This window comes from Bacillus bingmayongensis (assembly GCF_000299035.1).
Lineage (GTDB): Bacteria > Bacillota > Bacilli > Bacillales > Bacillaceae_G > Bacillus_A > Bacillus_A bingmayongensis.
The window spans coordinates 22,858-45,821 of record NZ_AKCS01000018.1; the positions used below are offsets into that span (position 1 = coordinate 22,858).

22 protein-coding genes and 1 pseudogene are annotated in these 22,964 nt (G+C 33.9%); 5 read left to right on the forward strand and 18 right to left on the reverse strand.

Features of this window, described 5'->3' with window-relative positions:
* Positions 1–84: 84 nt before the first annotated feature.
* The 7 genes from Y7E_RS0104080 to Y7E_RS0104110 all read right to left on the reverse strand — a co-directional run bounded on the left by Y7E_RS0104080 (position 85) and on the right by Y7E_RS0104110 (position 7,428).
* Positions 85–1,119: an AI-2E family transporter gene (locus tag Y7E_RS0104080; RefSeq protein WP_017150046.1), complete on the reverse strand. Its 1,035-nt coding sequence runs from the start codon at positions 1,117–1,119 to the stop codon at positions 85–87.
* Between the two features lie 226 nt (positions 1,120–1,345).
* Complete coding sequence (gene lrgB, locus Y7E_RS0104085; RefSeq protein ID WP_017150047.1) at positions 1,346–2,038, reverse strand: antiholin-like protein LrgB; 693 nt, start codon at positions 2,036–2,038, stop codon at positions 1,346–1,348.
* A gap of 35 nt (positions 2,039–2,073) precedes the next feature.
* Complete coding sequence (gene lrgA, locus Y7E_RS0104090; protein ID WP_017150048.1) at positions 2,074–2,505, reverse strand: antiholin-like murein hydrolase modulator LrgA; 432 nt, start codon at positions 2,503–2,505, stop codon at positions 2,074–2,076.
* 132 nt (positions 2,506–2,637) lie between these two features.
* Complete coding sequence (locus tag Y7E_RS0104095) at positions 2,638–3,378, reverse strand: LytR/AlgR family response regulator transcription factor (RefSeq protein ID WP_017150049.1); 741 nt, start codon at positions 3,376–3,378, stop codon at positions 2,638–2,640.
* Entirely contained in the window at positions 3,356–5,128 is a 1,773-nt protein-coding gene (locus Y7E_RS0104100) for a sensor histidine kinase (RefSeq protein WP_017150050.1), read from the reverse strand. Before Y7E_RS0104100 ends, Y7E_RS0104095 begins: the two co-directional genes overlap by 23 nt.
* A gap of 136 nt (positions 5,129–5,264) precedes the next feature.
* Positions 5,265–6,017, reverse strand: a complete 753-nt coding sequence (locus tag Y7E_RS0104105) for a DUF6944 family repetitive protein (RefSeq protein WP_017150051.1) — start codon at positions 6,015–6,017, stop codon at positions 5,265–5,267.
* 340 nt (positions 6,018–6,357) lie between these two features.
* Positions 6,358–7,428 carry a nitric oxide synthase oxygenase gene (locus Y7E_RS0104110; protein ID WP_017150052.1) on the reverse strand — a complete coding sequence of 357 codons (1,071 nt, stop codon included), beginning with the start codon at positions 7,426–7,428 and terminating at the stop codon, positions 6,358–6,360.
* A 292-nt stretch (positions 7,429–7,720) separates the two neighbouring features.
* Here Y7E_RS0104110 and Y7E_RS31350 point away from each other — a divergent pair.
* Positions 7,721–7,879 (forward strand): annotated as a pseudogene (locus tag Y7E_RS31350) (Fe-Mn family superoxide dismutase); the annotation flags it as partial.
* Between the two features lie 95 nt (positions 7,880–7,974).
* On the opposite strand, the gene Y7E_RS0104120 reads toward Y7E_RS31350, so the two are convergent.
* The 4 genes from Y7E_RS0104120 to trhA all read right to left on the reverse strand — a co-directional run bounded on the left by Y7E_RS0104120 (position 7,975) and on the right by trhA (position 11,874).
* Complete coding sequence (locus Y7E_RS0104120; RefSeq protein ID WP_017150054.1) at positions 7,975–8,844, reverse strand: NAD-dependent epimerase/dehydratase family protein; 870 nt, start codon at positions 8,842–8,844, stop codon at positions 7,975–7,977.
* A 124-nt stretch (positions 8,845–8,968) separates the two neighbouring features.
* Positions 8,969–9,559 (reverse strand): AmiS/UreI family transporter, encoded by a 591-nt coding sequence (locus tag Y7E_RS0104125; protein ID WP_017150055.1) that lies wholly within the window; start codon positions 9,557–9,559, stop codon positions 8,969–8,971.
* 347 nt (positions 9,560–9,906) lie between these two features.
* On the reverse strand, positions 9,907–10,923 hold the full coding sequence (galE, locus tag Y7E_RS0104130) for a UDP-glucose 4-epimerase GalE (RefSeq protein WP_017150056.1): 1,017 nt from the start codon (positions 10,921–10,923) through the stop codon (positions 9,907–9,909).
* 303 nt (positions 10,924–11,226) lie between these two features.
* Complete coding sequence (trhA, locus tag Y7E_RS0104135) at positions 11,227–11,874, reverse strand: PAQR family membrane homeostasis protein TrhA (protein WP_017150057.1); 648 nt, start codon at positions 11,872–11,874, stop codon at positions 11,227–11,229.
* Positions 11,875–12,028: 154 nt separating this feature from the next.
* Between trhA and Y7E_RS0104140 the strand changes: the two genes are divergently transcribed.
* Positions 12,029–12,589: a DUF1836 domain-containing protein gene (locus tag Y7E_RS0104140; RefSeq protein WP_017150058.1), complete on the forward strand. Its 561-nt coding sequence runs from the start codon at positions 12,029–12,031 to the stop codon at positions 12,587–12,589.
* A 36-nt stretch (positions 12,590–12,625) separates the two neighbouring features.
* Here the strand turns inward: Y7E_RS0104140 and Y7E_RS0104145 are convergent, their stop codons facing one another.
* Positions 12,626–13,336, reverse strand: a complete 711-nt coding sequence (locus Y7E_RS0104145; RefSeq protein ID WP_017150059.1) for a Crp/Fnr family transcriptional regulator — start codon at positions 13,334–13,336, stop codon at positions 12,626–12,628.
* A gap of 105 nt (positions 13,337–13,441) precedes the next feature.
* Here Y7E_RS0104145 and Y7E_RS0104150 point away from each other — a divergent pair, with 105 nt between their 5' ends.
* Positions 13,442–13,795: a DoxX family protein gene (locus Y7E_RS0104150; protein ID WP_017150060.1), complete on the forward strand. Its 354-nt coding sequence runs from the start codon at positions 13,442–13,444 to the stop codon at positions 13,793–13,795.
* 63 nt (positions 13,796–13,858) lie between these two features.
* On the opposite strand, the gene Y7E_RS0104155 is transcribed toward Y7E_RS0104150, so the two are convergent.
* The 6 genes from Y7E_RS0104155 to Y7E_RS0104180 form a co-directional block, all read right to left on the reverse strand.
* Complete coding sequence (locus Y7E_RS0104155) at positions 13,859–14,473, reverse strand: hypothetical protein (RefSeq protein ID WP_017150061.1); 615 nt, start codon at positions 14,471–14,473, stop codon at positions 13,859–13,861.
* The gene (locus Y7E_RS0104160) at positions 14,463–15,014 is read right to left on the reverse strand and encodes a sigma-70 family RNA polymerase sigma factor (protein WP_017150062.1); all 552 of its coding nucleotides are present in this window, start codon (positions 15,012–15,014) and stop codon (positions 14,463–14,465) included. Before Y7E_RS0104160 ends, Y7E_RS0104155 begins: the two co-directional genes overlap by 11 nt.
* Before the next feature lie 107 nt (positions 15,015–15,121).
* On the reverse strand, positions 15,122–16,567 hold the full coding sequence (locus Y7E_RS0104165; protein WP_017150063.1) for a DEAD/DEAH box helicase: 1,446 nt from the start codon (positions 16,565–16,567) through the stop codon (positions 15,122–15,124).
* Between the two features lie 197 nt (positions 16,568–16,764).
* Positions 16,765–18,042, reverse strand: a complete 1,278-nt coding sequence (gene dctP, locus Y7E_RS0104170) for a C4-dicarboxylate transporter DctP (RefSeq protein WP_017150064.1) — start codon at positions 18,040–18,042, stop codon at positions 16,765–16,767.
* A 127-nt stretch (positions 18,043–18,169) separates the two neighbouring features.
* Entirely contained in the window at positions 18,170–18,868 is a 699-nt protein-coding gene (locus Y7E_RS0104175) for a response regulator (RefSeq protein WP_017150065.1), read from the reverse strand.
* On the reverse strand, positions 18,858–20,459 hold the full coding sequence (locus Y7E_RS0104180) for an ATP-binding protein (RefSeq protein WP_017150066.1): 1,602 nt from the start codon (positions 20,457–20,459) through the stop codon (positions 18,858–18,860). The genes Y7E_RS0104175 and Y7E_RS0104180 overlap by 11 nt, the downstream gene beginning before the upstream one ends.
* An 87-nt stretch (positions 20,460–20,546) precedes the next feature.
* On the opposite strand from Y7E_RS0104180, the gene Y7E_RS0104185 reads away from it, so the two are divergent.
* Together Y7E_RS0104185 and guaC are read left to right on the forward strand one after the other, a co-directional pair.
* The gene (locus Y7E_RS0104185) at positions 20,547–21,620 is read left to right on the forward strand and encodes a DctP family TRAP transporter solute-binding subunit (RefSeq protein WP_017150067.1); all 1,074 of its coding nucleotides are present in this window, start codon (positions 20,547–20,549) and stop codon (positions 21,618–21,620) included.
* Between the two features lie 303 nt (positions 21,621–21,923).
* Positions 21,924–22,907: a GMP reductase gene (gene guaC, locus Y7E_RS0104190; RefSeq protein WP_017150068.1), complete on the forward strand. Its 984-nt coding sequence runs from the start codon at positions 21,924–21,926 to the stop codon at positions 22,905–22,907.
* The last annotated feature ends 57 nt before the right edge of the window (positions 22,908–22,964 follow it).

Consider the following 22,964-nt stretch of genomic DNA (forward strand, 5'->3'; position numbering starts at 1 on the left):
CTATTTATTCTTCCTACAGTATGGCATATAAAGATAGACAATATGAAAGAAAAAGCATCGGACACCGATGCTTTTTCTTTTACTTTATTTTTCAGCAAGATCTTTTTCTTTCTCATCACTCGTCACATCTAACACATCTAATAAAAACATAAAGACTGGAATACCGATAATAAGTCCCCATACACCTAAAAAGTGTTCTGAGAAAATTAACACCATAAATGTATAAAAAATCGGTAAATTTGTTTTTTGTGACATGAATTTTGGATTTAAGACATAACTTTCAAGTGCATGAATAACGGTAACAATAATTAAAATGTAGATTACATACGTAATGCTACCAATATTATAAGCAATCATACAAAGCGGAACGAGCGAAATAATGACACCAGCCACTGGAATTAAACCGAGTAAGAAAATCATTAACGCTAAACCGAGTAATTGCGGAAATCCTAAAATCCATAGTGCAATCACTGACAGAATACAATTGACAATTGCAATTAGGAACTGCGCCTCAATTACTTTCCCAAACGAACGAGCAAATTTCTTTCCGAAATATTCAATTTCATTATAAAAAACAGCAAGTCTGCTCTCTTTGAATTTTGCAGTAAAGGCAACAATACGAGCTTTCTCTAGTAAGAAGAATAAACTTAAAATGAGAGAAAGTAAAAATTGCAGGCCAAATTTTCCGACATTGGCAATAGATTTATAAAGAATATCTACACCTTGCCCCACATATTTAGAAAGTTCCATATGGTTAATTGCATTAATTGAAGCCTTGATAATCTCATTATCTGGTGGATTTTTAAGAAACACGTTGAACTGATAGATCAATTGTGAGATTTGCACCGTCAATACTGGTAGATATTTAAATAATGTAATGAAAATTCCACCAACTAACATTACATATAAAAATGCTATAATAATTTTCCGATTAATCGGCATAAAATGATTCAATTTTCGAGAAATAAACTTTTGGAATCGATCCATTAAATACGTAAGAATAAACGTAATTAAAATTAAATTAAACATACTTCTTAGCCCATACAGCATAAGGGCAAGTATAAGTAGTACAAGTAATCTTTGGAATCCTTTGCTTTGAAACAGGTTTTTCATTTGCATAATCGACGAGTGATCTCTCCTGTCCTATAAATCATGTTACTTTCTATTTTACAATACAATGGTCCTTTTCAGAACGCATTATGCAAAGTATTAATGAAGATTTAAGGAAAATCTTATTTTCTTTCATATAAAATAGGTCTTACGACTACTGTAACACAAAAAGCAAGCTATCAGTAGAAATCTGTTCTACGAATAGCTTGCCTTTATTTTTCACAAATATATCCTGCTACGCGATGAATGGCATAAACATTGGAATGACAACAACTGTTACAACCCCAACTACTGTTACAGCAATACTTGCCATCGCTGCCTCTACTTCACCCATTTCAATCCCAACTGCAACGCCAAGTGCATGTCCTGCTGTTCCTAGCGCTAAGCCTTTTGCAATCGGATTTTTCACTCTAAATGTTTTTAAGAATAAAGCACCAAGTGCATACACAATAACCGCATTAAAGATAACTGCAAAAGATGTAATTGCTGGAATACCGCCAATGCTTTCAGATAGTGGTAATGCAATTGCTGTTGTTGCTGCTTGTGGTAACATAGAGTTCATTACAGATGTATCTAAGCCAATTGCTTTTGCGACAATGAACACGACAACCACTGAACAAATAGACCCAACAACGATAGCAGATAAAATTTGCCACCAATATTTTTTCAGCTTATCAACTTGTTTATATAACGGAATTGCAAAGGCAATTGTTGCTGGCTCTAAGAAGAAACTAATCATTTTACCGCCAGTATTATATTCTTCAAATGTAAAGTTACCAACCTTCAAAAAGACAATTCCAAGTACCATTGCTACAAACAGTGGTGTGAATAAGAAAAATCCTTTTGAATGTTTAAATAAGAATGTTCCGATCCCGTATGCGATTAATGAAACGACGATTCCGAAATATGGAGTCATTGTGCTTGCCATGTTCATTACCTCCTAACCATGTATGGTCTAATATATTACGCAACTTTTCCGTGTTTGCGTCCTTTATTTACAACATCTAATTGTTTTGTATCTGTTGTTTCTTTTTCGTCTTTGCCTAGAATAAATTGTGCAAATAAACCTGTTACTGCTAATAAGATGATTGTTGCAACAACGATAACAGTTATGATTTGTACAAAGTACTGCCCCATTACGCCAAGAGAGTTAATAACGGAAATACCAGATGGTACGAATAAAAATCCGATAATACCTGTTAATGCTGTTCCAAGTGATTCAACCTGTTCCAATTTGATAACCTTTAAACATAATAGACTAAACAAAATGACTAATCCGATTACTGATGAAGGCATTGGAATTGGTAAATGCGTTGCAATAATATGAGAAACAAACATAATAGCTGAAAAAACAAATGCTTGTGATAAGAAACTGTATACTTTTTTTGTACTCATTTTGGCCACCTCTTTCGATTTGGTACCTTTATTGTATATGATGTAAACAATCATGTAAGCGTTTACATATCGGAACGTCAAATATACGGAATCAGTTACAAAAATAACAGGATGAAATGCAAAAGCTGCTTCTTAAATACGAAGCAGCTTTTTAAGTTCTTTTGCATATGTACGACTTACAGGTACCTTAGACCCATCTTTCATAATTAAATTATAAGTAGAGTTAAACCAAGGTTGTATTTCTGAAATATGGTTGATATTCGCAATAAAACTGCGATGAACACGCATAAAATTTGTTTGTGGTAATTTTTTTTCTAAAATAACAAGTGTATCATGGGTTACATATGTTTCCAGGGTTGTCTTTACAGTTACCTTCCCGTCCACAAGCCCTACATAAACAATATCTTCAATATTCACAAGTACAATGGACTCTTCTATTGGCAGTGCAAGCTTATGCATCTCTGCTGTAACATCTGGAACTTTCACATCCTGCTTTTTCTCTGTTTCACTTTGCTTGCGCTTCTTATATTTTTTCAGTGTCTGTGCAATCCGCTCTTCATCAAACGGCTTTAAAATATAATCTAATGCATCCACCTCAAATGCTTGCAGCGCATATTGATCGTACGCTGTTGCAAAAACAATGGCTGGCGGATTCTTCATTTTCTTTAATATATTCGCAATCTCAAACCCATTATCATCTGAAAGCTGAATATCTAAAAAAACAAGATCTGGCTTGTTCCCCATTAACTTTTCTAATGCATCTTCCACACAATCAGCTTCATCAATTACGTCAACTTCTTTTGTACGCTGTAATAAATATTTCAATTCATCCCGTGCTAACATTTCATCATCAACTACTAATACCTTTAACACCGCTTTCTTCCTCCCCTATGTTTTGGATGGGTATTACAAATGAAATCTCTGTCCCTATTTCTACTTCACTCTTGATATGAAGGGTTGTTTCTTTCCCAAACAGTCCTATTAACCGTTGATTAATATTATATAAAGCTGTGCCAGTCCCTTTTTTTGATGGCACAACTGCTTTTCCTAATTGTTCTAGACGCTCTTCTTCAATTCCCTGGCCATTATCTTTCACTTTAAAATGAATCATATCTCCCTTAGCGTGTGCATACACTTCTACCTGGCAAATCGGTTGTTTTTTGGGAAAAGCATGGCGAAGTGCATTTTCTACTAACAATTGCAGTACAAATGGTGGAAGTAAAATCGTCTTTAATCCTTCCCCAATATATGTTTTCACCTCATATTTATTTGGGAATCTCGCTTGCTCTAATGATAAATATGCATGTACATGATTTAATTCTTGTTCTAATGGAATAAGTAACTGACGTGCTCCCTGTAAATTACAACGAAAATAAACGCTAAGTTGTAATAAAAGCTTTCTTGCCTTTTCTACATCTGTACGACATAAAGCTGACACCGTATTAATTGCATTAAATAGAAAATGTGGGTTAATTTGTGCTTGTAATGCCTTTATTTCTGCATCTTGAAGCAATTTACTTTGTAATTCTGCTTCTCCTAATTCAAGCTGTGTCGAAAAAATCTTCGCTAATCCTTCTGCTAATTCTTCTTCTACACGACTTAATCGATTTGGATTTTTAAAATAAAGCTTTAATGTCCCAATCGTATTCCCATGTGATGTTAGCGGAATTACTACCGCTGCTTGCAATGGACACCCTTCATGTTGACAATTAATCACCTCTCGTGATTTCGCTTTCATTATTTTCCCTGTTTTTAATACTTCTTTTGATAATCCTGTAATTAAACTATGGGACGGAATATGGTGATCAGATGCTAATCCAACATGTGCTAATATTTTTTCTGTATCTGTTAAAGATACTGCATCTGTCCCTGTAAAACGATGAATAATTTGTGCCACATGCTTACAAGATTCCTCCGTTAAACCTTGGCGAAAGTAAGGTAATGTCTTATCAGCAATCCGAAGTACTTTATGAGTTTGTAAAGCCTTTGCGTTTTCTTCTTGGCGCATAATAGCTTGTACCATAGACAGTAAAATAAAACTACCAAAACTGTTCACGAGAATCATTGGGATTGCGATCGTTTTCACAACGTTTATCCCATCTTCTACAATAAACAGAATCATCACCATTTCTAAAGATACAATAAAAACACTTAAAATAGCAGAAAACTTAGGTGTAATTACACGATTATGCTTTTGAAAAATACGGCCAATATAACCAGTAATAATCCCTGCTAAAATAGACGAAATCGCACAGCTAAGCGCTGTCGTTCCCCCAAGCATATAACGATGAATACCAGCAATAAATCCAACGCCAATCCCAATAATCGGTCCACCTAATAAACCACTAATTCCCACCCCCATAATACGCGTATTGGCAATCGTACTCGATGAAGAGACACCTTGCAGCCAATTTTCATTCATAATTGTATTCCCAGCAATTTCAATCCCTGTGTAATTGCTTACAATTGTAAATAACGAAAAAATACAAATAAGCATAAGCTTATCTTTATATCCATCCTGTTTATGAAGGAGACGTCTGAATGTTTTAATATGAGACAGTAAAAACCCTAATATAACAATTAATCCAACACGTTCAATCATCATAAGCACTAAATCTAGCATCTGTGATTCATCCTTTATTTGTTTAGTTAGTTTTATTATCGGAAAATAATGGAGCAAGAGTCAAGGATGAATAAATCAACGAAAGTAAAATTATATAAAAATAGGATGTTTTCTTTATTATGAAAACATCCCTTTATCAACTTTGTGGCTCTACTGTTTCTCCAATTGCTTCAATTACTGCTCCAATTGCTTGTACCCAGTTTCCAATAAGCCCAAGTAATTGTTCATCTACTTCTTTCTTTTCCCCCTCTTTCTTATTAGCAGCTTCCTGATCATCAGCATTTTCTTTTTCCATCCGCTCTTCCTTTAAAACATTATATATACCTTGAAACGCTTGTAATCCAGCCCCGAGTGTTTGTATAGAGTTTCCTATTACCTCTAACCATTGAATATTCGGAACGTCTCGCAGTTCATCAACAACTTCTAAAAAAGCCCCTAAAGATTGCAAACTATTGCCCGTAATGATTAAATAATCATTTTCTTTTTGTTCTTTCTCCATATTCAAAATCGTCCCAATAATATCAGAAATATTCCCTAAGGCTTGCACTTCAGCACCCGTTTTCTCGAGTGATTTTCCTTGTTCCCTCATCGGCTTTATATTATTTTCTTTTTGCTCTTTTGCATCATCTAATTGTTTATTTTCTTTTTCCTGAACGGATTCATCTAACTGTCCGGTTGTTTCCTTTTCATCTTCTTCGTTGTTTATTAAATGTTCTGGCGCCACCGCTTGTAATACATTCCCAAGAGCTTGCAATGACTCCCCAACAATAACAAGCGGATCCTCTACATTTTCTTCTCCTATAAACGCTCTTGTATTTCCAATGGCTGATATAATATTTCCACCCGCTTGAAACCACGCTCCCGTAACTTCGAAACCTCTTGGATTCATGATTCTTCATCCACCCTAAATAAATCACCTTATAATTTATTACAATATTCGAAACCCTTGCCCATTGTTTATATACAATTAAAACAAATCCCATTTTACCTCTTTATTCATATAAATACGTATATCCTTTTACAGGAACACGTATGCTTTTTTGGCCTTCTCACAATACTAGGTGAGAAGACCTTTTATTATTCTTCCATAGCGACTGTATAACAAATAAGGAGGAGTAATGATGAACGTAACAGGTGGAGTACAACAAATAGCAGAAGAACCAAAGGGAAAGTACTAGACTTAATCAAAGAAAAAAGCATTGAAATCTCTTATTTCAATGCTTTTATTTTTATTTATGAAAGAAATTTGGAGTCAAAATGTTATTCGGATAAGGTTTATGATAAATATGTGTTGTAGCTGGTGATAACGGCGGAATAAGCCATACCCAATTTCCTGTTACAACGCGTCCACAAGCTGCTTCTTGCTTTTCAAATTGCCCAAACTGCTGTGCAGCTGTATGGTGATCTACAATACTTACTCCTTGTTTTTTGAAAGAATGCAAAACAGCTACATTTAATTCAACTAGCGCCTTATCTTTCCATAATGTACTGTTTCTCGAAGTATCCAAGTTCATCATTTCCGCAACAGCTGGAAGTAAATTATAACGATCATAATCTGCCAAATTACGAGCTCCAATCTCTGTTCCCATATACCAACCATTAAAAGGAGCAGCTGTATAAGAAATGCCACCAATCTCTAGACGCATATCTGAAATCATTGGTACTCCATACCACTTTACTCCTAGGTCGGACAATGGGTATTCTGGGTGCTCAATCTCAACCTCTTTTACCTCTTCTTTAGGAATTTCTCTATATACAGGTTCTCGTCCATCAACAGAAAATACGAGTGGCAATACATCAAAGTTCGTACCTTCTCCATTCCAACCAAGCTCCTGACAAAACACTGTAAATGGAACTGAATGAGAATCACCAATCACTCCCATTTCTGTTTCATATCCCGCATAACGAATTAACTGATGGTTATAAATTCGAATGTTGTTTTGTTCACCGTTATACTGCTTAAAAATCGTAATTGTCGGTTTAATTTTCCCGTTATTTGTTGCATATCGAATATGATGAATAAGCGCATTATATACACCTTCCTCATCATTTACTTCACGAGCATCTAATATATGCATTTTATTCCAAAATAATCTTCCAATACATCGATTACTATTTCTCCATGCCATCCGTGCACCATGAACAAGTTCATCAAAAATATGTTCATACGTTCCTGTCCGCTCTATTTCTAACATAATTTGATTGAGACGTTCTTCAATTTGCTGTTCTCTACCAAGCTCTTGATAGCAAGTTGTAATAAACTTCCTTGCCTCATCTATTAATTCTTTCATTTTATCCATAAACAATCTCCTTCTACTTCAACAAGACACTATTACTTTATAGTATAAGCAAAAAGGAGTGTAGTAACAAACCAAATAGGATGGTCTATCTTCTTCATTACAACTTATATTTTCAGAAAATTAATAGAATTATATGTTTTATTGTTAACTTATAAAAAAACAGGTGCATTTTTGAGTTGGATAAATTCTCTTTACCTTGCGCAACTTTCAAATTAAAAAAGGAGGTGAATCATATGTCTTCATTTCATTTGCCTGAACTTTCATATGACTATGATGAACTAGAGCCGTACGAGAAAAAGTCCCATTGCTTGTAATTGATGTATGGGAACATGCTTATTATTTGAAGTATCAGAACCGTCGCTCAGAATTTGTTACAAATTGGTGGAATACTATTAACTGGGATCAAGTAAATGAAAATTATTTAAAAGCAATTAAATCACAAAAACATTAGTTATGCGTATAAAGTAGATTTGGTAATGTAAAAGTAGTATCATCGAAATCCTCCAGAATCCCTCGAATTGCCACCGGGGGATTTATACATAACCATTAAATTACTTCAATATAATGTTTCAATATATTATTCACATCAGTCTCTAACTTCCTAAACTGAAATCCTAACTCTTTTGCTCTCGTATTATTTATTGTACAATTTGTCATCCCATTATACGGGGCTGTGTTCTCTCCTTTTGATTCCATACGAGCTTTCATCCCTGTATTCTCTTCTATAAAATGAATAACTTCTCGCATAGAGATCACACCATTACTACATGCATTGATTGGACCACTTACATCTATCGTACTAAGCCAAGCTAGAAATTCTCCCGCTTCTTTTTCATGTATAAAGGACATTTCTCCGTCTATATCTTCTACTACAAAGTGCTTTTCTTTTACAATATTCTCAACATAGAACTGCAATCTCTTTGTATAATCATTTTCACCAATGACAACTGGGAAACGCACTGCAATTACAGGGAATGTTGCATGTTTAAACAAAACGGCCTCTGCTAATCTTTTTCCTTCACTATAAGAAAAATCATGTCTGTCTCCATAAACAATCGGATACTGATACGGATTGAAATCTCCTTCTTTTACAGATAATGCTGGCTCATAGACAGCCATTGAAGATATAACAATGTATTTTTTTACTTTGTTATGAAGTACATTACATATAACCTGTGCTGCATTGGAGCTATAACAAAGGTTATCATATACAACGTCATAGCTTTTTCCTACTAGCACTTTCTGAAGTGCCGCTTCATCTTCTCGATCTACAACGAGTCTTTTAACAGCACTACCAAATGAATCTTTCGTAAGTCCTCTCGTTGCAATTGTTACATCGTGTCCAGCTTGCATGAGACTTTCAACTAATCGTTTTCCGAAAAATCTTGTTCCGCCCAATACTAATACCTTTTTCATATTCACCATTCCCTACTTACTATAGTTTTTCATGATGACTGAATTTATGATTATTACCTTTATTAATTATATATAAAAAGCAGGGAATCTCCATACAGATTCCCTGCTCCTCAAATTAAAACAGTTATCGTATTCGATACTTAAAAATACAATAACAAAAATATAAAATTGAAAGCACTGAGACATAAACCCATGCCTGATAGGCTACCGGTGTTCCCCATACCCCCATAAAATAAAGAAGAGATGGAAGCGTGAGCGTTACCCATGATTGTACAAATGCTATTCTCCCAAGATATTGGTTTATATTCTTTTTCTGTACATTTAATACAAAGAATAAATACCAAAGAATAGCCCACATAAACCAAGTCAGTGCATTAACGATGTCTTGAAATTGAACAAACGACACAACCATATAGAATAATGCAATAATGGCTACCCATAGACAAAACCATCCTAGCCCATTACCACTCATTCCTGTAATAAAATTGATACCTACATATAAGTACGTCAAACCAAATAGAAAAGTAGCTGCATATGAATACACAGTCCAGTTACTTTGATCTGATATCATAATAAGATAAAACGGAATTACAATTTGTAGTACCCCTACAAATAAATTAAAAACACCTGCACTTTTTTCTTCTGCTTTTCCTAATATAACAAGGCTATTTAAAAATAGTGCTGCACCTGAAAGTAATAATCCAACATAACCCATACCTATTCGTGTGAAAAATTATTCCTTTTCACACCCTATCCTCCCCGCATCATAAAATCATACTAGTAGTATTTTTCTTCTTATTTAGAACTGAATACATAAAAATATATATCAACAACGCCTACCTGTATTTTCACAAAAATAATAAGTCAGACTTCCTACCTCTGAAATTAAAGATATAAAAAAATATTAACTACACAACTCAATGGTTAAAGCGCTTTCAATGAAATGCATCAAGAGCAAATCAAAAGTAGGATTCCTTGACTATAAACTTACTCTGAGATCGATACAAGTGGATGAAAATAAAAATGACCTTTTTAACTTTTCTAAAAAGGTCATTTTTTATTTTATGCTTCTTGATAGCCATTTTTATTATTCGACTGCCATTTCCATGAATCTGCGCACATTTCTTCAAGCCCATGCTTCGCTTCCCATCCTAATTCTTTCTTTGCTTTAGAGGCATCCGCAAAACATACCGCTACATCTCCAGGACGGCGCTCTGTAATTTTATATGGAACGGCTTTTCCTGAAACTTTTTCGAAAGCTTCAACCATTTCTAATACACTATAACCAGTACCTGTACCAAGATTATACGCGTCTACTCCTGTTGTATCTAATACTTTTTCAAGAGCCTTCACGTGACCATTTGCAAGGTCAACAACATGGATATAATCGCGGACACCTGTACCATCTTTTGTTGGATAGTCATTTCCAAACACACTTAATTCCTTAAGCTTCCCAACTGCTACTTGTGTTACATATGGCATTAAGTTATTTGGAATTCCATTTGGATCTTCTCCGATACGTCCACTTTCATGTGCACCAAATGGGTTGAAGTAACGAAGTAACGCAATGCTCCATTCAGAATCAGCTACAGCTACATCACGCATAATTTGTTCGATCATCAATTTTGTTTGACCGTACGGATTTGTTGCACTTAAAGGAAATTCTTCCGTAATTGGTGATGTTTCAGGAATACCATACACTGTTGCAGATGAACTGAAGATCATTTTCTTCACATTGTGCTTCTGCATCACATCACATAACACTAATGTACTTGTAATGTTGTTATGATAATAAGTAAGCGGAATTGCTACTGATTCCCCCACTGCTTTTAAACCAGCAAAATGAATTACCGCTTCAATTATATTTTCTTCAAAAATCGTATCAATTGCCTCATGATTTAAAAGGTCTTCTTTATAAAATTTGAATTGCTTTCCTGTTATTTCTTTTACTCGATTTAACGATTCTACTGAGCTATTAGAAAGGTTATCAACTACTATGATTTCATAACCATTATTTAATAATTCCACGCATGTATGACTACCAATATATCCTGCTCCACCTGTTACAAGTATCGCCATAGTTATAGTCCTCCATATTTTATTTCATTCATTATAAACTTTTAAAATTATACCACATATTCGCTACTATATGTTTATTCATCATATACTTCATTTTACATTTCATCCCATATATAAATGTTACAATAGTCGCTTTATCCCGCATGAACGGGCAGTAAAGTCTCCATCTCAAGATTCAGAGAGAAGCGAAGAAGATAAGTGGAGGATGAAGAAAACCTTCACTGAGGGAAGTTTCACTTTATCCTAAATAATGAAAAGCCACATAACTTCCGCTATGTAGCTCTGCCATATAGTTTATTTACGCTAAATTACATAAAAATATATACATAAAAAGTGTGCAAGACTACCTAATAATACAAAAATATGAAAAATTTCATGATGTCCCATATATTTAAATTCTAACCATTTTGGTTTTGCACCATAAATAAATCCACCAATCGTATAAAAAATACCACCAAGTACTAAAAACAAAATACCTTCCATACTTAGATTTTCTGATAGTGGTGCAAAGAATAAAACAATTAGCCATCCCATCATAAGATAAATTGCTGTTGATAGCCATCTCGGACAGTTAAACCAAAACATCTTAAAAACAATGCCACATATAGCTGTTGCATAAACTAGCACAAACAATAGCAAACCATTTGCAGCCTGTAATGTAATTAAGCAAAAAGGTGCATATGTGCCTGCAATTAAAATGAAAATCATAGAATGATCCAGTTTTCTAAAGAAATAAATAACACGTTCACTTGCTACAACACTGTGATACATGGCTGAAGCTGTATAAAGAATCATCATCCCTACTCCAAATAAAATAACTGCTGAAATTGTAGAAACAGATGGCATTTTTACAGAAACCTTCACAAGCATAGCTAAAAGTGCAACGAATGATAACACGGCGCCTCCTAGATGGGTAAACGCATTAACTGGTTCTCTCACATAAGCATTCACATTAACAACTCCTTATATAATTACATGTAGTTTCGATAACTACATGTAATTATATACACAATTCATCTAAGGGTCAACATTTACATTTTATTTGTTTCGTAATACCATATTTAAAGATAAAGTGTACATTATTCCTACAAAGGTGAGGGTTTATATGGAAAACATAAAGAACTTACTCGAAACATTACATTTAGAAAAAAATATTAAGCTTGAAGATATCCCTAATGTGGATTTATACGTAGATCAAGTGGTTCAACTATTTGAAAATAACTACGGCGATACAACACGAACAAAAGATGAAAAAGTACTTACAAAAACAATGATCAATAACTACGCAAAAGGAAAATTATTCATCCCTATAAAGAATAAGAAATACTCAAAAGAGCATATGATTTTAATTAGTTTAATTTATCAATTAAAAGGTGCTCTCTCAATTAATGATATTAAAAGTTCTTTGGCAAATCTCAATGAGAGACTAATAAACGAGGATACTTTTGAATTGGACAGCCTCTACAAAGATTATCTTGAACTTACAGAAACCAATGTTGAGAACTTTAAAAAGGATGTAGATCATCGGGTGGCTGAGGTAAAAGCTGCTGCTTCATTTGAGGATAAAGAGTTAGAAAAATTCTTATTGCTAACTTCATTTGTAACAATGAGCAATATGTATAGACGTTTAGCAGAGAAATTAGTTGATGATTTGAAAGAATCTTAACCATGAAGAAAAGCCACCTTTCTAGGTGGCTTTTACTTATTTTTGTTTTTCATCACTTTCTAACGCCCTCATTAATTTCACCAAATGAATGTGTATTGGTTTACGTACGCCTATTTTACGGATAATACCATCTTTAGTTAAATCACTTAATAAACCTGTTACCGTTTCGCGAATACTTCCCATCATATTTGCCAATTCTTGATGTGTAATAGAAATTTCAAGTTGTCTCCAATCTTCAGCAGATTCTACTTCTACTCCAAATTTCTGCGATAATTTATATAATAAAAAGAGCAATCGTTTTCTGGCACTGCCATACGCCATATGTTCTAAAAGCTCTTCCATTTCCTTCAGACGATTGGATATTACTTCTATAAACTTTAAAGCGATATCTGGCCTGTCGCGTATGATTTTTTCAAATTGTACTTTATCCATTTTACAGATATGCGAATCTTCCCATGTTTCTGCGTATACACCTTCAGATCCCATTGTAAATACTCCCACTGCGCCAAATACATGCCCCATACCTAATATATCGATCGTAAGCTCTTTTCCATCTTCAGATAATTTATATAAGCGAACTTTACCTGATTTAATCAAATATAAAAATTTTTGTTCCATATGTGGAGATGTAATAATCGTTCCCCTTTTCATCACATCAATCGGGGTATCCGGCTCAATATTCTTTAATTCTTCTAGTTCTAATTCATGAAATAACTGTATCCTTGATAAATATTTTATTTTATCCATGAAATTCCTCTCCTTGTAGTCTAGACTACATATTTTCCGGATGAAGCATACTACACTCTTATGTAAGAATCATTTATTCTATTATCTTATCAAGGAGGACATCGTATGGATATTGTTATTATTATCATTCAGATTGTTTTAGCATGTATGTTTTTATTATCATTCTCCCTAAAAGTTTCACGTGCAAAATCAATGGTTCATCATTGGAATGAGTACCGTTATCCTAAGTGGTTGATGAATGTTATTGCTTTATTAGAGCTAACTAGTGTTATTGGGGTAATTATAGGGTTTTGGCATCTAAACTTCTTAAAATATTCGGCTATTCTTATTATTTTTCTTATGTTAGGGGCGTTACATGCTCATTTCTTTCGCGCAAAACATAAAACAGTTATGACACTTAATGCGTTTCTTATGCTTATTCTTTCTGTTGTCGTTCTATTGTTTTCACAGAATATGTAGGTAAAATCCCCAAAATAAAAGGAAAAAGTACAGCTTACACCAAAAGAATGTACTTTTTCCTTTTTAATGGTCTCTTTTCGAATTAATCTCCTTATCAAAATACTTAGCTATACTATCCCTATCTGAGCTATTAATAACCATATTAATTCTTCCTTGCAAATATCCATAAAACATCCAATTTGAACATTCTCTTAACTGATTATACTTATCCCTTTTAGCTTTAAAACATAATACCGCATGGCTCTTTTTTATTTTATAATAATATTTAAAGATATCATCATAATCAATAATATACGCCCTTTGAACTTGATAAAGTTCCTTTACTTCATAGATCATAACTTTATGTCTTGTTCCAAAAACAACAAATCGATTTCCTACATCCATAAGCGCTAATGGCATTACAGCATAGTCCGCTGAACACATAAGCGTGCTCAAATAGTAGCCACCTGTAGCTCGTGCTTGAAATTGTAATTCGATAAATTCCTTTTTTTCTAATTCATTATTTGCTTTTTCTTCTATCTCTTTAAAATTTTCTCTAGCAATTCGTTTTCTAATATCTTGTTTCTTATTCTCTAAACTTCCAATAAGGCGCTCCCCTATTGCTTCAAATTGGAGTATTTCTTGTTCATCCCACTGCTCAAAAGCAATTTGATCGATACTGTAGTTTTCACAATTCATAATACCCCTCCATTACTCTTTTTAATTTTTGCTTTCCCCTTGATAATCTTGTATACACTGCACTTGTACTCATATGTAACCCTTTTGAAATGTCTCCTATACTCTCATCCACAATATACCTTCGATAAAAGATACTATGATCTACATCATCTAACTGATTAATCGCTTGCAAAACAAACTCTTTTTCCTCTTCTTTAAGCAATACTTTTTCTACATCTTCATCATCTTGTAAAATCAGTTGCTCTATTGTTTGTTCAATACGCTTTCGCTTAAGTTTCCTTTTATAATCCAGTGCTTTAAACTTCGCAATAGAAATAATCCAGTTCTTAAGCTGTCCTTTTTCAATTCGAAAATTGTCTATTTTATACCAAAGTATAAGAAGAACATCGTTATAGCACTCTTCAATTTCTGCTCTTTCATGATGCTCTCCTAATACACTTCCAATTACTCCATAAATCAACTTACTATATTGAAGAATCAATTCATCCAATGCTTCCGTATTTTGTTTTTTTATTTCATCTATTAATTCCCTATCATTCATATCTGTACCTCCTTCACTTATATATACGAATATAACAAATATAATCTTACATGATTTCCTTATTTTTCAATAAAAAACGATCCACCCGTTAGAGTGGATCGTTTCTTTTACTTAATCGCCTCATGAACCTTTAACTGTTTACCTTTTATCGTCGTGTTTTTCATTACTTTTAAAACAAGTGGGCCTTTCCCGTTTAATATATCAACATAAGAAACATTATCTTGTATCGTAATAATACCTATATCATCCGCTGTGACACCTGGGATTTTGGCAATTGTACCAACGAAATCTACTGCTCGGATTTTCTTTTTCTTTCCACCGTTAAAGTACAACTTCATAATATCTTTATTTATCCCTGCGCTTTTCTCTTTTTTCATAATTGGTTTAGCATATATTTTATCTTCAAAGGCTGCTGTTTTCTTTGCAACATCCTCTTTTGATGGATTATCCATTTGTGAAATTTCAAAACCAATATATTCTTCAATTTCGGTCAAGAATCTATCTTCATACGGCGTTACAAATGTAATTGCTTTTCCGCTATTACCAGCACGCCCCGTTCTTCCTGTCCGGTGTACATAGCTTTCTTTTTCTAATGGAATATCATAATTAATAACGTGGGTAATATTTTCAATATCAATTCCTCGCGCTGCTACATCTGTCGCGACTAAATAACGGAACTTCCCTCTTTTAAAGTCATTCATTACCGCAAAGCGGTCTTCTTGTACCATACCGCCATGAAGTTTATCACAAGGGTAACCAGAACGTTTTAACTGCCTAAATATATGGTCTACATTTTCTTGCGTACGACAGAAAATAATACAACTATCCGGATTTTCAACAGTTGTTATATCTTTTAAAAGTGAAAACTTCTCTTCCTCTCTCACATTCAAAAGACTATGTTCAATTTTATCTGTCGTAATTCCAGACGCCTTTATCTCAATATTGACTGGCGATTTCATATAGGTACGAGATAAATTCTCAACGTCCTCTGGTAATGTCGCAGAAAATAGCATTGTCATTCGGTTTGTAGGTAATTCATCAATGATTGCTTCTACTTGATCGATGAATCCCATATTTAACATCTCATCTGCCTCATCAATCACCAAATATTTCAGACGCTCTAAAGAAAAAGTTCCTTTTTCAATATGATCTAACACACGCCCAGGGGTTCCGACAACAATATGTGTTTTTTGCTTTAATTCTAATTTTTGTCGTGCAAACGGTGATTTTCCGTAAATGGCTATTGCCTTAATCCGTTTAAATCTTCCTATATTCGTGATATCCTCTTTCACTTGCGCAGCAAGTTCCCTCGTTGGTGTAAGTATTAATGCTTGCGGCTTATTTTCTTCCCATTTGACCATTTCACAAAGCGGGATACCAAATGAGGCCGTTTTCCCGCTTCCAGTTTGTGATTTCACGACAAGATCTTTTTTTTCTAATGCAACTGGAATTATTTTTCCTTGCACTTCTGTTGGCTGCTCATATTTTAAACCAGTAAGTGCTCTTACAATTTCCTTACTCAATGCATATTCTTTAAAACTTTTTCCGCTCATATGCTAACCTCATTTTGTTATGTATTTTAATTTGTTCATTATTTGACTATAATCTAAATATTATATTTGTCATTCCCTACACTTCATTATACTGAAATTATTTCCCTAATAGAAAATTATGTTCATCATTTAATAAGAAAACAAAAAGCAGACTTAGAATAAAGTCCGCTTTTCTATTTCTTATGTTCTACACGTATTTATACAGCTTCTTTTGTCTCCTTCAACACTTTCATATTAGCAACTGCTTCTTCATGCTTTGTTTCATCAAACTCATTCTCACTCTTTGCAACAACGATTGTAGCAATCCCATTTCCAATTAAGTTTACGATCGCTCTTCCCTCACTCATAAAACGATCAACACCAAGAAGTAATGCTAATCCTTCTAAAGGGATAACCTTTAGTGCCGCTAACGTAGAAGCTAACACGATAAATCCGCTTCCTGTTACACCAGCAGCACCTTTAGACGTTAACATAAGTACTAAAATAATCGTAATTTGCTGCCCGATTGTTAAATCGACACCAAATACTTGCGCTAAAAAGACAACTGCCATGGATAAATAAATTGATGTACCATCAAGGTTGAAAGAATAACCAGTTGGAATAACAAGTCCAACAACAGATTTTGAACAGCCATATCGCTCCATTTTATTCATCATTCTTGGAAGTACTGATTCCGAAGAACTTGTTCCTAATACGATTAATATTTCATCTCGAATAAACTTCAAATAATTCCATAAGCTAAATCCATATATCTTGCAAATAATGTTTAAGACAACAAATACGAATAAGAACATCGTAATATATACCGACATCATCAATTTTCCAAGTGGTACGAGTGAAGCAAGTCCAAAGTGACCGATTGTATATGCCATAGCACCGAATGCCCCAAGCGGAGCTGCCTTCATTACATAACCAATAATTTTAAAGAATACGTGTGAAAGTTTGTCTAAGAAATCAATCACCGAATTTCCTTTTTCCCCAAGAGCTGCTAGCCCAACACCAAATAAAATGGAAAAGAATAATACTTGTAAAATATCACCCTTTGCAAACGCATCAACCATGTTAGAAGGAACAATATGAGTAACAAAATCAATCCAATTAATCCCCTGTCCCCCGTCTTGTGTATATTTAGATACGTCTCCTTTTGCAAGTTCATTAAAGTTAAGACCTGAACCCGGCTTCATAACATTTACAACGATTAATCCAACAATAAGTGCAAATGTTGTCACCACCTCAAAATAAATAAAGGCTTTCCCTCCAACTTTACCAACCTTTTTCATATCTCCCATTTTGGCAATACCAAGTACAATAGTTAAGAAGATAATCGGTGCAATTACCATTTTTACAGCATTAATAAACGTATCGCCTATCGGCTTCATTTCCTTTCCAACGCTTGGCCACATAAGCCCGACTAATACGCCGAGTGCAATGGCTGTTAATACTTGAAAGGTTAAATTTTTGAACAGTCGTCTCACCTTCACTTCTCCTCCCTCTTTTTCATTTTTGAAAACTTTCCCATCCTTATGTTTTTACATAATGATAGCGTTTCCAATTAGAGATGAAAAGTTTATGGTCATAACGAATGTTTTGGTCATTTTGGTCTCACTTTTTTACTTCACGATATACATAACGATTGATTGGTCTTCCAACTCCTCCATATTGAACTGCTAAACGAATCAATCCGTTTTTCTCTAAATAATCTAAGTATCGCCGAGCCGTAACTCTGGCTATCCCAATTGCACTCGCTACCTCTTCTGCAGAACGAGGTTCATCTTGTTTTTTTACATAATCTTTAATTTCATTCAAGGTAAATTCATTTAATCCTTTTGGCAAATTGGTTGATGTTTTTTTAGAACGCCCGGAATATAATAATAAATCAAGCTGTTCCTGTGAAATCGCCCCAGATTCCTTCAGACTCATTCTATATTGCCGATATTTTTCTAGAGCTTGCTGAATTCGGTATAACTTAAAAGGCTTAATAATATAATCTATCGCCCCATTTTGAAGCATGAGTTTAATTGTTTCCCTATCTTTTGCAGCAGACACAACGATTACATCTATTTCTAACTCTTGTTTTCGAAATTCCTGTAATACCTTGATACCATCCTTTTTCGGCATAAAAATATCTAAAATAACGAGATCTGGATTTATTTTTTGGACAAGGTTAATCCCCTCCTCGCCATTGCTAGCGACGGCGACTACTTGAAATCCCTTTACACTTCTAATAAATTCTTTATTTACTTCTTGAACCATTGGATCGTCTTCAACCAATAGTACTTTGATTTCCTCTTTATATTTCATACAATTCCGCCCCTATCTCCATTGGAAAAGTAATGATAAAAGAAGTTCCTTCACCTTGAAAAGATGAAATGCAAATTTCTCCTCTTCCCTTTTCAACAATTTGCTTTACTAGAAAAAGTCCATAACCTGTCCCACTCATTTTATTCACAGTAAATCCCTTCTTATACACCCTTGGTAAATACTCCTCTTTTATGCCACATCCATTATCCTCAATCAATATCGCACATACATCTTCTGACTGTTCAATACTAATATCAATTCTTTTATTCTCTACATCAGTTTGTTCGAATGATCCAAATGCATTTTCAATTAAGTTACCTAGTAATACAACAAAATCATGTTGATCTAGTTGATAAGGAAATGCTTCTAAATAACTATTTTGATCAATTACAACTTGTATACCTAATTCCCTTCCTCGACTTATTTTACTCAAGAGGAGACCTGCGATAGCATCATTTTTAATCGTTTCATTTAGAAAATTTGTTACACTTTCCTGTTCTTCTGAAGTGTGAAAAGCAAGTTGCAATGCCTTATCTGCTTTACCAAGTTGAATTAAACCTGCTATTGTATGGAGTTTATTCATATGCTCGTGGCTTTGCACTCGAAGTGCCTCTACAAAGGTTTTCACTCCCGTTAATTCCTCTGCAAGCTTTGTTACTTCAGTACGATCTTGAAAGATTGCCACGGCTCCAATTAATTCATTATCCTTCTTGATTGGTATACGATTACTTAAAATTACCTTCCCACTCACTTTTATCTCTTCATTGTATACTGCCTGATTCCTCTCCACGATTTCTGGAAGTCTTGTATCCTTTAAAACTGTACGGATAGGCTTTCCTACGACATTTCCATCTACATGAAAAACCTGCTTTGCTTTCTCATTAAAAATTGTAATAACTTCTTGGTTATCAATTGCAATCACGCCCTCATTAATCGAATGAAAAGTTGCTGTCCTTTCTTCTAACATTCGCTTAATTTCATATGGTTCTAACTGAAACATCTGTTTTTTTATATGGTTGGCAAGCATTAACGAACCTATCAATCCAAATATTAAAGTTAATATAACAATAAAAGAAATCTCTTCCGCTAGTCCTATCATAATCTCCCAAAAATTCGGGACTTTGTTCCCTACAACAACAACACCAATTTGATTTAAGCTTTGATCCTTAATGGGCATAAAAGCACGAATTACAGTACCTATCTCTCCTTTTGCTTTTGAAAAATAAATATGTTCCGCAAATGCTGGTTCTTCATCAGCCCCTTTTGATTGCCTTCCAATCATTTCTTTCACAGGATGAGAATATCGAATTCGCTCCATATTCATTACTACAATATAATCTGTTTCATTAATCACCCGAATATTTTCAATAACAGAATTCAATGTAAACCACCCCGTTTTTTCCTGAAGTGATTTCTTTACATCTGATAGTTCCGCTACCGTCCGCGCCGTATTCATAGATCTAATTCTTAATTCTTTTTCTTCCTTCTGTTGAATATTTGCGATGATAATAATTCCACCTATCAGTAATGAAAAGATAACTACAGCATAGGATAAAATCGTAATTTTCCAGCGGATGGGCAATTGTTTCACTGTTCATTCCCCTTTCCCCTAAAAGCATCTTTACGAATAAAAATCTTCTCGGTATGCTTACAATAACAACCCAAGAGGAGGTTTAAGATGAAAAAAATAGTTACTTTTATACTCCTTGTTATTGTTTTAATTACTAGTGCTTTAATTGTAGGGTCTCACAGTCTTTTTTCCAAAAGTAAACTTGCTTATGACGATGACCAAGAAGGGCTGAAAAAACAAATTGTTTTCAAATTTAGTCACGTTGTAGCAGAAAATACCCCTAAAGGGCTTGCTGCTAGTAAATTTGCTGAGCTTGTGAACGAGAAATCAAATGGAACTATAAAAATAGAAATTTTCCCAAACGGGAGCCTCTACTCTGATATAGAAGAAATCCGTGCTTTAAAAGCTGGCCAAGTTCATTTTATTGCTCCTTCTACTTCAAAGCTTGGCATGCTATCTCACGAATGGGGTGTACTAGATTTGCCATTTGCTTTTCCAAATTATGAAGCCATTCAAGAAGGCTTAAACGGAAAAATTGGGGCCCACTTACTTCAGTCCTTACAAAAAGATAAAATTAAAGGTCTTGCCCATTGGTCAAATGGCTTTAAACAAATCACTTCAAATAAAGGGCCTATTTATACACCTGAAGATATAAAAGGACAATCCTTTCGCATTATGCAAAGCGATGTGATCCAATCTCAATTTGATTTATTAAAAGTTGATGCACACCAAGATTCCTTTAATTCTACATATAAATTAATTGAAACTGGTAAAGTTGATGGTGAAGAAAATACAATTTCAAATATCTACTCTAAAAAATTTTATAACGTTCAAAACTATTTGACAATTAGTAATCATGGGTATTTAGGCTATGTTGTCATGATGGATCAAAAAACATGGAATCAACAAACAGAAAAAACGAAGCAAATACTACTTGACGCAATAAAAGAAACGACTGACTGGAATAATCATCAGTCCATCCGAATGAATGAAGAACAACTTGAACTTATTAAACAAAATTCATCCATTCAAATTCATGAACTAACTTATGCACAAAAGAAAGAATGGGAAAAGGCATTAGCTCCTATATATGAAGATCTTGCTCCTACAATTGGAGAGAATTTGATAAATGATTTAAAAGAATTGAAAAAGAAATATCAATTTCTTGAAGATAATAACTAACAAAGAAAAAGGGTATTAAACAATACCCTTTTTCTTTATTAAGTCCGTCATTATATATATTGAAATATTATTCTGATATTATCATTCAAACTTTTGCAATATACAATTTTAAAACACGAACATTTTTCTAACATAACAGAAGTTTAATTCGGTATTACTTCTATAAAAATTAAATTTCACACCTATATTTGCTAAATAAACACTTAAAAACTTTGACTTATTGGTAAAAATGATGTACATTATCAAATGGACGAACATTTTTAATGATATACAATAAAATATTCGTATTTAGGGGTGTGAATAATGGAAAACGTATTCGACTATGAAGATATTCAATTAATTCCGGCAAAATGTGTGGTAAATAGCCGTTCTGAATGTAATACAACTGTAACTTTAGGTAAACATAAATTTAAATTACCCGTGGTACCTGCAAATATGCAAACCATTATAGATGAAAAGATTGCTACTTACTTAGCAGAAAGTGGCTATTTCTATGTAATGCATCGTTTTGAACCAGAGAAACGTACATCTTTTATTAAAGATATGCACTCACGTGGATTAATCGCATCTATTAGTGTTGGAGTTAAAGAAGAAGAATATGGATTTATACAACAATTAGCTGAAGAACACCTTGTACCTGAGTACATTACAATAGATATTGCACATGGCCATTCCAACGCTGTAATAAAAATGATTCAACATATTAAAGAACATTTACCTGAGAGCTTTGTTATCGCAGGAAATGTTGGAACTCCAGAAGCAGTAAGAGAATTAGAAAATGCTGGTGCTGATGCAACAAAAGTAGGCATTGGTCCTGGTAAAGTATGTATTACGAAAATTAAAACTGGATTTGGAACTGGCGGTTGGCAATTAGCCGCTTTACGCTGGTGTGCAAAAGCAGCAAGTAAACCAATTATTGCTGACGGAGGCATTCGTACACATGGTGATATCGCTAAATCCATTAGATTCGGCGCAACTATGGTTATGATTGGTTCTTTATTTGCTGGACATGAAGAATCTCCAGGAGAAACAATTGAAAGAGATGGGAAACTCTATAAAGAATACTTTGGTTCAGCTTCAGAATTCCAAAAAGGTGAAAAGAAAAATGTTGAAGGCAAAAAAATGTTTGTCGAACACAAAGGTTCTTTAGAAGACACATTAATCGAAATGGAGCAAGATCTTCAATCTTCCATTTCTTATGCTGGCGGAACGAAATTAGAATCAATTCGTACCGTAGATTATGTTGTCGTGAAAAACTCAATCTTTAATGGAGATAAAGTATACTAAGTGATATTCTCTATTTTAAATGTAATAAATATTCGATTGTTATATAAAAAACGAGCA